11 protein-coding genes are annotated in these 11,928 nt (G+C 73.5%); 9 read left to right on the forward strand and 2 right to left on the reverse strand.

All coding sequences use genetic code 11. The annotated features are described in order from the left end of the window. The 9 genes from AC1MIR_RS21715 to AC1MIR_RS21755 form a co-directional block, all read left to right on the forward strand. A partial coding sequence (locus AC1MIR_RS21715) for a putative inorganic carbon transporter subunit DabA (RefSeq protein WP_480030274.1) occupies positions 1-1,138 on the forward strand: 1,138 nt, incomplete at its 5' end. 13 nt (positions 1,139-1,151) lie between these two features. Continuing rightward, complete coding sequence (locus AC1MIR_RS21720) at positions 1,152-1,502, forward strand: P-II family nitrogen regulator (RefSeq protein ID WP_480030275.1); 351 nt, start codon at positions 1,152-1,154, stop codon at positions 1,500-1,502. Between the two features lie 97 nt (positions 1,503-1,599). Beyond that, positions 1,600-2,340 carry an FCD domain-containing protein gene (locus AC1MIR_RS21725; protein ID WP_480030276.1) on the forward strand — a complete coding sequence of 247 codons (741 nt, stop codon included), beginning with the start codon at positions 1,600-1,602 and terminating at the stop codon, positions 2,338-2,340. After that, positions 2,337-3,290, forward strand: a complete 954-nt coding sequence (locus AC1MIR_RS21730) for a VOC family protein (RefSeq protein ID WP_480030277.1) — start codon at positions 2,337-2,339, stop codon at positions 3,288-3,290. Before AC1MIR_RS21725 ends, AC1MIR_RS21730 begins: the two co-directional genes overlap by 4 nt. 23 nt (positions 3,291-3,313) lie before the next feature. After that, positions 3,314-4,282, forward strand: a complete 969-nt coding sequence (locus tag AC1MIR_RS21735) for a Bug family tripartite tricarboxylate transporter substrate binding protein (protein ID WP_480030278.1) — start codon at positions 3,314-3,316, stop codon at positions 4,280-4,282. Between the two features lie 47 nt (positions 4,283-4,329). Then, positions 4,330-5,202, forward strand: coding sequence for an alpha/beta hydrolase (locus AC1MIR_RS21740; protein ID WP_480030279.1), 873 nt, complete (start codon positions 4,330-4,332; stop codon positions 5,200-5,202). Continuing rightward, entirely contained in the window at positions 5,199-6,239 is a 1,041-nt protein-coding gene (locus AC1MIR_RS21745; RefSeq protein ID WP_480030280.1) for an Ldh family oxidoreductase, read from the forward strand. Before AC1MIR_RS21740 ends, AC1MIR_RS21745 begins: the two co-directional genes overlap by 4 nt. Positions 6,240-6,347: 108 nt before the next feature. Beyond that, complete coding sequence (locus AC1MIR_RS21750; RefSeq protein WP_480030281.1) at positions 6,348-8,633, forward strand: DUF3141 domain-containing protein; 2,286 nt, start codon at positions 6,348-6,350, stop codon at positions 8,631-8,633. An 81-nt stretch (positions 8,634-8,714) separates the two neighbouring features. Further along, positions 8,715-8,927 carry a hypothetical protein gene (locus tag AC1MIR_RS21755; protein ID WP_480030282.1) on the forward strand — a complete coding sequence of 71 codons (213 nt, stop codon included), beginning with the start codon at positions 8,715-8,717 and terminating at the stop codon, positions 8,925-8,927. A gap of 69 nt (positions 8,928-8,996) precedes the next feature. On the opposite strand, the gene AC1MIR_RS21760 is transcribed toward AC1MIR_RS21755, so the two are convergent. Both AC1MIR_RS21760 and AC1MIR_RS21765 read right to left on the reverse strand, forming a co-directional pair. Continuing rightward, positions 8,997-9,971: a Bug family tripartite tricarboxylate transporter substrate binding protein gene (locus AC1MIR_RS21760; protein ID WP_480030283.1), complete on the reverse strand. Its 975-nt coding sequence runs from the start codon at positions 9,969-9,971 to the stop codon at positions 8,997-8,999. 46 nt (positions 9,972-10,017) lie between these two features. Beyond that, a partial coding sequence (locus tag AC1MIR_RS21765) for an HWE histidine kinase domain-containing protein (RefSeq protein WP_480030284.1) occupies positions 10,018-11,928 on the reverse strand: 1,911 nt, incomplete at its 5' end.

Consider the following 11,928-nt stretch of genomic DNA (forward strand, 5'->3'; position numbering starts at 1 on the left):
GGGGGGGGGGGGGGCCGCGGGGCGGCCCCCCCCGGCGGCGAGGGCGCCGCGCTGCGCGCGGGCGGGCGACGACGGCGCCGGCCAGCCGACGGGGCTCAGCCCGGCCGAGCAGGTGGCCACGGCGGAAGGCGCGCTGCGCATCATGGGGCTGACGGCGGGGTTCGCGCCGGTGGTCGTGCTGTGCGGCCATGGCGGGCAGGCGGTGAACAACCCCTTCGCGGCCGGCCTCGATTGCGGCGCCTGCGGCGGCAACCGCGGCGGGCCGAATGCCCGCATCATGGCCGCGATCCTCAACGAGCCGGCGGTACGCGAGGGGCTGGCCGCGCGCGGCATCGCCATCCCGGCCGCGACGGTGTTCCTCGCCGCCGAGCACGACACCACCACGGACGCCGTCACGCTCTGGGACACCGACCGCGCCGCCGCGCACGCCGCGACCCTGGCCCGGCTGCAGGACGACCTGGCGGCCGCCCGCGCCGCCTCCGCGGCCGAGCGCATCGCGCGCCTGCCCGGCGGCGCCGCGACGCAGGCGCTGGCCGATGCCGAGCGCCGCGCCGCGGACTGGTCGGAGACTCGCCCCGAATGGGCGCTGGCGCGCAATGCCGGCTTCATCGTCGCCGACCGCGGCTTCACCCGCGCGCTGGATCTGGAAGGCCGCTGCTTCCTGCATTCCTACGACTGGCGGGCGGATGCCGAGGGCGCGGCGCTGGAGGTGATCCTGACCGCGCCGCTGGTGGTCGCGCAGTGGATCAACACGCAGTACTATTTCTCCACCGTGGACAACGGCGTGTTCGGCGCGGGATCGAAGGTGACGCACAACGTGGTCGGCGGCTTCGGCGTGATGCAGGGCAATGCCAGCGACCTTATGACCGGCCTGCCGGCGCAATCCGTGCAGTCGGCAGACGGCGTCGCCTATCACGAGCCGCTGCGGCTGCTCGCCGTGGTGCGCGCCCCGCTGGCCCGCGTGGAGGGGCTGATCGCCAAGCACCGCATCCTCCAGACGCTGTTCGGCAATGGCTGGGTCGCGCTGCTGGTCGCCGACCCCGAGACCGGCCGCTTCCTGCGCCGCAACCGCGACGGCAGCTGGCGCGACGAGACGCCCGCGCCGGCCGCCCCCGCCCCTGCCCTGATCGCCGCCTGACGGAGCGCACCCCATGCAGACCTCGGACGAACTCGTCTTCCACGCGCTGAAGAAGATCGAGATCATCCTGCCCGGCGAGAAGCAGGCCTTCGTGCGCGAATTGCTGGAACGCGCGGGCTGCACCGGCTGGACGCTGTTCCGCGACGTCGCCGGCCAGGGCCATCACGGCTTCCACGAAGGCCGCCTGCTGTGGAACGACCGGGCGAGCATCGTGATGTTCATGGCGGTCGGCTCCGAGGCGGTGATCCGCAAGGTCGCCTCCGGCCTGAAGCCGCTGTTCGAGAAGGGCTCGGGCGTGATGTTCGTCTCCGACACGCATGTGGTGCGGCTCGAGCATTTCGTGGGCGCCGACGGGGCGGATTGATGACCGTCGCCGCCCCGGGCAAGGGGCGGCGGATTTTCGAAGATGCTTGCTTCCTCGAAGATCGGCGGGCAGTCTGCCGCCGGCGGAGGAAGCACGCTTGCCAACAGCACAGCCGAGGATCGAGGCGGATCCCCTCCTGGTCAGCCAGGACGTGCTCTCGCGCCTCAAGGGCGACATCCTCGACGGGCGCTACGCCCCCGGGGCAAGGCTGCGCTTCGCCGACCTGCAGCAGACCTACCGGGCCAGCATCGGCACGCTGCGGGAGGCGCTGTCGCACCTGCTGCCCGAGGGCCTGGTGGAGCTGGATGCCAATCGCGGCTTCCGTGTCGCGCCGATCTCGGCCGAGGACCTGCGCGACGTCTCCGCCCTGCATGTCGAGTTCGAGAGCCGCGCCATCGTCGAATCGGTCAGGCATGGCGACGATGCGTGGGAGGCCGGGCTGGTGCTGGCCTTCCACCGCCTGGCCAAGATCGAGCGGCTGTCGAAGGAGGAGCGGAAGGCGCGCAGCAGCGAGTGGCTGGCCGCGCATCGCGACTTCCATCGCGCCCTGGTCGCCGCCTGTCCCTCGCGCTGGCTGCTGCGGCTGCGCGCGCGGCTCTACGACCACACGGAACGCTACCGCCTGATCTCCCAGCGCCACCGCCCGCTCGGCCCCTCCAAGCGGGCGGAGCACGAGGCGATCAAGGAGGCGGCGCTGGCCCGCAAGGCGGATCTCGCCGGCGAGCTGCTCGCCGCGCATCTGCGCGAGACGACGGAGACAGTGCTCCGCCACGCCCCGCAATTCATCGTCGCGCCGCGCCCGGGACCGGCACCGCGCAGGAAGGAGGCGCAACCATGAGCGACCCGATCATCAAGGTGCTGGACGTCGCCTGGGTCCGGCTCGGCGCGCCCGACCTCGATGCGGCCCAGAAATTCCTGACCGATTTCGGCCTGCTGCCGCAGGTGCGCACGGAGGACGCGCTCTACATGCGCGGCACCGGGCCGGCGCATCACCTGCACATCACCCAGCGCGGGCCCGACCGTGTGCTCGGCATCGGCTTCCATGCCGAGAGCGAGGCCGACCTGCACCGCCTGGCGAAGCACGCCGCCGGCGCTTCCGAGGTGACGCCGCTGAACGAGCCGGGCGGCGGCCAGGTGGTGCGGCTGAAGGAGCACAACGGCTTCACCATCGAGGTGGTGCATGGCGTCGCCACCGTCGAGACGCTGCCGGAGCGGCACAGCGTGATGAACACCGGCGCCGCGCGCCAGCGCCTCGGCGAGTTCCAGCGCATCGAGCCGCGCCCCTGCCAGGTGAAGCGCATGGGCCATGCGGTGCTCTCCACGCCCGACATCGAGGCCTCGGTCGCCTGGGCGCATCGCCATCTCGGCTTCGTCGTGTCCGAGCATGTGCATGCCGAGGACGACCCGGAGATGCTGCTGGCCAGCTTCAACCGCGCCGACCGCGGCGAGGAGTTCGTGGACCACCACATCATGATGTTCGGCCGCCATGCGCGGCGCGGGCTGAACCACATCAGCTACGAGGTGCAGGACATCGACGACCTGCATGCCGGCCATGACTGGCTGAAGAGCCAGGGGCACCACCACCTCTGGGGCATCGGGCGGCACCTGCTGGGCAGCCAGATCTTCGACTACTGGAAGGACCCCTGGGGCCGCGTCCACGAGCACTGGACGGACACCGACGTGCTGAACGCCGCGATGCCGGCGCGGAAGGTGCCGAAGAGCCAGGGGCTGCGCAGCCAGTGGGGCCCGCAGGCGCCGCCCGAGTTCCGCGACGCCGCCAGCGTCTGAACGACAGGAAGGGAGGAACGAAAATGATCACCCGCCGCACGACGCTCGGCCTGCTGGCCGCGCCCTTGGTCGCCACCCGGGCGCAGGCCGCCTGGCCGGATCGCCCCATCCGCCTGCTGCACGGCTTCGGCCCGGGCGGCACCGCCGACATCCTGGCCCGCCTGATCGCCACCCCGCTGGGCGAGGCGCTGGGCCAGCCGGTGGTGGTGGAATCCCGCCCGGGCGCCGGCGGCAACATCGCCTCCGCCCAGCTCGCCCGGGCGCCGGCCGATGGCTACACGCTCGGCCTGCTCACCGGCGGCCATGCGGTCAGCGCGGCCTTCGCGCAGGGGCTGACCTTCGATCCGCTGAACGACTTCGACTTCCTCGCGCTCGTAGTGCGCTACGCCTTCGTCGTGGTGGTGCGCGCCGACAGCCCGGTGCGCGACCTCAAGGGCCTGCTCGATGCGGCGCGCGCCCAGCCCGGCCGCGTGACCTTCGGCTCGGCCGGCGTCGGCTCCACCCATCACCTGGTGGGCGAGATGCTGAACGCGACCGCCGGCGTGCAGATGCAGCACGTGCCCTATCGCGGCGACGCGGCCGGCACCACGGCGCTGCTCGCCGGGGAGATCACGGCGATGGTCACCACCAGCGTCGGCGTGCTGCCGCATGTGCGCAGCGGCACGGTGCGCGCGCTGGCGGTGAGTTCCGCCGCGCGCTCCAAGCTGCTGCCGGACGTGCCGACGGTCGCGGAGGCCGCGCTGCCCGGCTTCGAGGCGCCGACCTGGGCCGGCATCGCCGGGCCGCGCGGCCTGCCGGAGCCGGTGGCGCAGCGGCTGCACGAGGCGATCGCCAAGGTGATCGAGGAGCCCGCCACCCGCCGCCGGCTGGAGGAGCTGGTGGATGGCGAGGTCGGCGCCGGCCGCCCCGGCGACATGCGCCCCTTCGTCGCCGCGCAGATCGAGCGCTGGCGCGACCTGATCCAGCGCCAGGGCATCCGGATGGCGCAGTAGCGCACCGCATAAGGCCCCTCGCCCGACACATAGCGAAAGACCGCCGCATGGACACGCCGATCACCTTCCCCTCGGACGGCCTGACGCTGGCCGGCGACCTGCACATCCCGGACGGGCACCGTCCGGGCGAGCGGCTGCCGGCCTTCATCGTCCTGCACGGCTTCATCGGCTCCAAGGACAAGAGCCATGCCGAGCTGATGGCGCGGCTGCTGGAGGGCTTCGGCTATGCCGTGCTGCGCTTCGACTTCCGCGGCTGCGGCAAGAGCGAGGGGAAGCGCGGCTACGTGCTCTGCCACGACCAGGTGGCCGATGCGAAGAATGCGCTGAACTGGCTGAGCCAGCGCCCCGAAGTGGACCCGAAGCGCATCGCGGTGATCGGCCACAGCTTCGGCGCCGCCGTCGCCTGCTATGCCGGCGCGGTGGACCAGCGCTTCGCCGCCGTCGTCTCCTCCTGCGGCTGGGGCCATGGCGAGCGCAAGTTTCGGGGCCAGCATCCAGGCGAGGCCTGGCCGAAATTCATGGCGATGCTGGAGGCCAACCGCCTGCACAAGGAGAAGACCGGCGAGGCGCTGACCGTGCCGCGCTTCGACGTGGTGCCGATGCAGGAGCATCTCCGCAAGAACCTCTCGCCGAACGCGCTGATGGAGGTCTCAGCCGACACCGCGCAATCCATGTTCGATTTTCGGGCCGAGGACGTGGTGCACTGGATCAGCCCGCGCCCCGTGCTCTTCATCCACGGCGCCGACGACACGGTGACGCCGACCGAGCAGTCCATCCGCCTGTGGGAGAAGGCCGGCCAGCCCAAGGACCTCGTGCTGATCACCGGCACCGACCATTTCCCGCTGGCCGGCGGCAATCCGCGCACGACCGGGCTGCTGAAAGGCTGGCTCGACGTGCATTTCCCCGCCGCCGCCCGATGAGCGGCCCGCGACGCATCGCCGCCGCCGCGCTGCAGGACCTGGCGCAGCGCATCCTCGCCGCGGCCGGCACGCCGCCCGACGCGGCCGCGACCTGGGCGGAGACGCTGGTCTGGGCGAATCTGCGCGGCGTGGACAGCCACGGCGTGATGCGCATCCCGCGCTACCTCGAGCAGATCGAGAAGGGCGACATCCGGCCCGCGGCGGAGATGCAACTGCTGAAATCCGCGGGCGCCATCGCGCTGCTCGATGCCGGCTCCGCGCCCGGCCCGGTGGCGATGCGCCGCGCGATGGAGGAGGCGATCGCGGCGGCGCGGCGCGTGCATGTCGGCTGGTGCGTGGCGCGCAACATCACTCATGCCGGCGCGGTCGGCCATTTCGCGCTGCGCGCCGCGGAACAGGGCATGGCGGGGCTGGTGATGACCGCCTCGATCCCGCTGATGGCCTGGCCGGGCAGCCGCGGGCCGGTGGTCTCGACCAACCCGATCGCCATCGCCATGCCGGCCGCCGGCCGCGCGCCGCTGCTGATCGACCTCGCCACCGCGACGGCGGCGCTCGGCAAGGTGATGAACGCCCGCAAGGCGGGCACCCCCATCCCGCCCGACTGGGGCAACGACGCCGAGGGCCGGCCGACCACCGATCCGAATGCCGTGGCCACGCTGCAGCCCATGGCCGGCTACAAGGGTGCCGGCCTGTCGCTGATGATCGAATGCCTGGCGAGCCTCGCGGCCGGCAACCCGGTGATCGCCCCGGCGCTGCGGGGCGAGCGGGAGTACGGCATGAACGGTGTCGCCATCGCCCTCGACCTCGCCGCCTTCGGCGATCCCGCGGAATTCGCCGGCAGCGTGACCGACCTCGCCGCCGCCGTCGCCGCGCAGCCGCGCGCGCCGGGGGTGGAGGCGCTGAGCCTGCCCGGCGAGCGCGGCGACGCCATCCTCGCGCGCCGGACCGCGGAGGGCATCCCGCTGCCGCCTGCCGTCTGGGCCTCGCTGCAGGAGGCCGCTGCACGCTTCGGGATCACGCCGCCCGCCCCGCTCTGACAGGCCGTGGCAGGCCGCCCAAAAGATGGGCAGGACGTAAGCTGCGTGCTAAGTCCTCCGCGCTATATTGCATCGCAGCATGACCCGTAGCCGCAGGATCGCCCGCAAGTGAACGCCGTGCCCCCCACCCCCGGCCGCGAATTCCTCGCCAGGGGCGCCGAGACCATGTCCCGCGCCTTCGACCAGATGCGCAGCCTGGCCGAGGTCGCCGCCCGCCAGGCCGAGACCCTCGCCCCCAAGCCGCCCAAGGCGCCCGCCTCGCTCGGCCTGTTCGGCCGCAACCCGCTGACCATGATGCAGGAGGCGATGGAATACGCGGTGGACGCGACCCAGCGCTCCATCCTGTTCTGGGACACGATGCGCCGCGCCGGCAACGACTTCGTCGAGCACGAGAAGGCCGGCTGCCCGCCCGTGCTGGTCTTCGACTGGGAGATGATGCTGGACGGCCGCACCCTGCCGCGGCGCTGCAACTACGCGCTGGTGCGCATCAAGCCGCCGGCGAACTACCCCGCCACCGATGCGGCGATGCGTCCCTTCGTCATCATCGACCCGCGCGCGGGCCATGGCGCGGGTATCGGCGGCTTCAAGTCGGACAGTCAGGTGGGCGTCGCGCTGCGCCGCGGCCATCCGGTTTATTTCGTGATCTTCTTCCGTGACCCCGAGCCCGGCCAGACCATCCTCGACATCACCGCCGCCGAGCGCGCCTTCCTCCGCAAGGTGCATGAGTCGCACCCGGCGGCGCCCAAGCCTGTCGTCATCGGCAACTGCCAGGGCGGCTGGGCGGTGATGATGCTCGGCGCCTCCGACCCCGAGCTGATGGGGCCGCTGGTGCTGAACGGCGCGCCGCTCTCCTACTGGGCGGGCGAGAAGGGCAAGAACCCGATGCGCTACATGGGCGGGCTCGCCGGCGGGTCCTGGCCGGCGGCGCTGCTGGCCGACCTCGGCAATGGGCGCTTCGACGGCGCCAACCTCGTGCTGAACTTCGAGGCGCTGTCGCCCGGCAACACCTGGTTCAAGAAATACTGGACCCTCTACGAGAAGGCCGATACCGAGCCCGACCGCTTCCTGGAATTCGAGCGCTGGTGGGGCGGCTATTTCCTGATGAACCGCGACGAGATCCGCTGGATCGTCGAGAACCTGTTCATCGGCGACCGCTTCGCGCGCGGCGAGATCAGCGCCGGCCCCGGCGGGCGCGCGAACGCCACCTTCAACATGCGCGCGATCAAGTCGCCGATCGTCGTCTTCGCCTCGGCCGGCGACAACATCACGCCGCCCGGCCAGGCGCTGCGCTGGATCGCCGATGTCTATCGCGACGAGAAGGAGATCAAGGCGCTCGGCCAGACCATCGTCTACCTCGTGCATGACGAGATCGGCCATCTCGGCATCTTCGTCAGCGGCCAGGTGGCGAACAAGGAGCACACCGAGATCGCCAACACGCTCGAGATGATCGAGGCTGTGGCGCCCGGCCTCTACGAGATGCGCATCACCGACACCGAAGGCAGCGGCGCGAACGCCGGCTACCAGGTGGAGCTGGTGGCGCGCACGATCGCCGATATCCGCGCCGTCTCCGGCGAGGCGGAGAACGAGGCCTTCCCGGCGGTGGCGAAGATCGCCGCAGCCAACCAGACGCTCTACGACCTGCTGGCCGGCCCGGCGATCCGGCATCTGGCGACGGAGCGGACGGCGGAGCTGCGCCGGCAGATGCATCCGCTGCGCCTCCGCCGCACGCTGGTCTCCGACCTCAATCCGTTCATGGCGGTCTTCGCCGGCGCGGCGGAGCGGGTGCGGGCGCAGCGCGCGCCGGCCGCCGCCGACAATCCCTTCCTCAAGGTCGAGCGCGCCATGGCCGACCGCGTCGAGGGCACGCTGGATGCCTGGCGCGACTGGCGCGACGCCTGGACCGAAGCCGCCTTCCACGCGGTCTATGGCTCGCTCGCAGCCCTCGGTGTGTCCGAGGCGACGGCCGAGGAGGAAGCCGCCGAGACCGCCGATGCGCTGGCCGATGCACCCGAGGTGCGCGCCGCGCTCGCCCGCATCGCGGAGGGCAGCTACGCCGAGGCCGTGGTGCGCATGATGATCCTGCTGGCCCGCGCGCGCGGCGGCGTCCGGCGCTCCCGCCTCGCGCGCAGCCAGGCCGTGCTGACCGGCGAGCCGCCCTTCGCGGAGCTCACCGCCGCGGCGCGCCAGGCGCTGATCCGCGAGCAGACGCTGGTGGTGGAGATGGCGCCGGAGGAGGCGCTGCAGACCCTGCCGAAGCTGCTGCCCGACAAGGCCGAGCGCCGCCGCGCCCTGGCCACGGTGGAGGGCGTCGCGGGGCCGGAGGACGAGCTGGGCGAGCCCGCGCAGGCGATGCTCGCACGGCTGCGCAAGGTGCTCGCCGTCAACGGACGCTGACGGGTTTACGCTCGGTCAAAGGTCGCCATCGCAAGCTGCCCGTATGCGAACAGCGCATGCGGAAGGCACAAGAGGGCAGCCGTGACGACAGCGATTTCCCCCGGCCCTGTCGGGACGATCCAGGCCGCCGAGATGGTGGCGGCCCTGCTCACCGGCGAGGAGGGCGGCGAATTGCAGCTGGTGTCCCGCGACGGCACCCGGCTGCGGCTGGCCGCGGATGCGACGACGGCGCGCCAGCTTGCGCTGACGCTCTGGCGCGCGCTCGACGAAAGGGAACGCCGCACGAAGGGCTGACCTCGGGCGCGATCGCCCCGTCCTCGTCGGCAGGGGAGGCCGACGGCAACGCGCGCCGCGGCGCGGCGGTCAGGCCGGCCGCACGCCGGCGGCGCGGACCACCTCGCCCCAGCGCGCCCCTTCCTGCGCGACGAAGCCGGCGATCTCCGCAGGCGAGCGGTTGCCGAGCGAGACCACGCCGATGCTCTCGAGCCGCGCCACCGTCGCCGGCTCGGCCAGCGCCGCCTGGATCTCGGTGTTGAGGCGCGCGCCGATGGCCGGATCGAGGCCGGCGGGCGCCGCCAGCACGAACCAGTTGGTGGCGACCGCATCGGGGAAGCCCTGCTCGCGCAGCGTCGGCACGTCCGGCAGCGCGGCGACGCGCTCGGCCGAGGACACCGCCAGCCCCTTGATGCTGCCCGCGCGGATCGCCGCGGCATTGGCGCCGGAGGTGTCCCAGAGCGAGACGGTGTCGCCCGCGATCACCGCGCGCTGCGCGTCCGCCGCGCCGCGGAAGGGCACGTGCAGCAGCTTCACATCGGCCTGCATGGACCACAGCACGCCGGCCAGGTGCCCCGCCGAGCCGACGCCGGAGGAGCCGAAGGAGACTTCCTCCGCGCGGCGGGCTGCCATCTGCCGGTAGTCGGCGATGCTGCGCATCGGGCTGTCGCCCTTCACCGCGCAGACCAGCGGCGCGCCGCCGAACATGCTGACCCAGGTGAAGGCGCGGGCGGGATCATAGGCGAGGTTGGGGAACAGCGAGGGCGCGACGGCGAGCGGCCCGGTGTTGGAGATCAGCAGCGTGTAGCCGTCGGGCGCGGCGCGCGCCGCCTCCCCGGTGGCGAGCGAGCCGCCGGCGCCCGGCTTGTTCTCGATGACGAAGGGCCGGCCGAAGGCGCGCTCCAGCCGCTCGGCCAGCGGGCGGATGATCAGGTCGCTGGTGCCGCCCGGCGCATAGGGGTTGATGATGCGCACGGGCCGGGTCGGCCAGGCGCCCTGCGCCAGGGCGAGGCGCGGCGCAGCCAGCGCGGCGGCGGCGGCGAGCAGAAGGCGGCGGCGTTGCATGCGATGGTCTCCCGGCTTTGGCCGGCACCAAGCAAGCAACGTGCCGTCAGTCGCCGTAGAGGGCGGACACGTCCGGCGCGAAGCCGGTCAGCGGCCGCGTGCGGCGCGGGCGGGGCGCAGCCGGCGGCGCGAGGCCGACCAGCGCCTCGGCGAGCCGCACCGCGGCGGCGGCCTCGTCGCCGCGGCAGGGCTTCGGCAGCACCGCCGCGCGGGCGTAGCGCGGCGGCAGCACCAGGCGCGGCTCGTAGCCGGTGGTGAAGACGATGGGCACGCCGCGCTGGGTGAGCAGGTCCGCCACGGGGAACACCGGCACGCCATCGAGGTCGATGTCGAGCAGCGCGGCATCCGGCAGGCGCTCGGCGATCAGCGCCTCGGCCTCGGCGAGGCGCGCGACCGGCCCCAGCACCTCGGCGCCGGCGGCCTCCAGACCTTCGGCCATCTGCATGGCGACGAAGACCGAATCCTCCACCACCAGCACGCGCGCGCCCTGCAGGCCGGGCGGCGGCTCGGCCGGGGCGGTGCCGGCGCCAGGCTCGGTGAGGGCAGCCAGCAGGATCGCCGCGTGCCAGCGCAGGCCTTCCGGCACGAAGGCGATGCGGCTGTCGGCGCCGAGTTCCTCGCCGAGCCCGCGTTCGATCGCCATGCAGCCGAAGCCGCGGCGGGCGGGTGGCGCCACCGGCGGGCCGCCATCCTCCGCCCAGTCCAGCCGGACCCAGCCCCCCTCGGCCCGCCAGCCGAGGCGCACGCGGCCGGTCGGGACGGAGAGCGCGCCGTATTTCGCGGCGTTGATGGCCAGCTCGTGCAGCGCCAGGCCGAGCGCCAGCGCCGCGCGGGACCGCAGCCGCAGCTCCGGCCCCTCGATCGTGACGCAGCCCGCCGGGCCGTCGGCGAGATGCGCGCGCAGATGCTCCTCCGCCAGGCCGCGCAGCGAGACGCCCTCCCACCGCCCGAGCGCGGCGAGGCCATGGGCCTGCGTCCAGGCGCGCAGCCGGCCATGCAGCCGGGCCAGCAGCGCCTCCAGCCCGGGTGCCGCATCCTCGCCCTGCCGCGCCAGGGCCTGGAGGTTGGCCAGCAGCATCTCGACCCGATGGTCGAGCTCGCCGAGCCGCGTCTCCTGCCGTTGGCGCGCGACGGCGCGGGCCTGCGCCACCTCCTCGATGCGGTGCGGCTGGTTCTCGAGCAGGGCGATGCGGAGCGCCTCGGCCGCTTCCACCTCGAGCGCGCTCCAGCGGCGGCCGGCGAAGGGGCCGCTGCGGAACCAGAGGATCGTCTCTCCGCCCGGCAGGCCGAGGCGGAGCACGCCGGTCCCGGCGAGGTCCGGGCCCGCCGCCGGCCAGCCATCGGCGATCGCATCCAGCGCGACGACGCCCGGCGCGCCGGCCAGCGCGTCGCGCAGGCCGCGCAGCACCGGGGGCGCCGGCACCGGCCCTTCGGCATGCGGCGCGTCGTCCAGGAACAGGGCGACTCCCGCACCGGGCAGGACCGAGGCCAGCACCGGCAGCGCGGCGCGCAGCCCCTCCCGCAGGTCCGACGACCAGGTCAGCGCCCCCATCAGCCGCCGCTCCGTCGCGACCAGGCGCGTCGCCGCGACGTCGTCCTCGACCCGGGCGGCGGCCTCGATCTGCAGGGAGACGAGCTGGGCGAAGATCTCGCAGGCCGCGCGCATCGCCACCGGCAGGTGGCGCGGCTGGCCGGCATGGCAGGCGAAGACGCCCCAGAGCCGCCCTTCCCGCACGACCGAGAGCGACAGCGCCGCGCGCGCACCCTGGCGGGCCAGGTCCTCGAGCTGCGCCGGCGGGGCGCTGCAGAGGCGCGAGAGCGAGAGATCGGTCTGCGCGCCGGTGAGCGGGGACAGCGGCGGCTCCAGCAGGGCCGGCGCACGGCGCGAGTCGGGCACCAGGCGCGACCAGCCCTGCAGCGCGCGCTCCCGCGCTTCGCGCGCCCCCCCCCCCCCCCC

The organism is Falsiroseomonas sp. RANM36 (assembly GCF_056682175.1).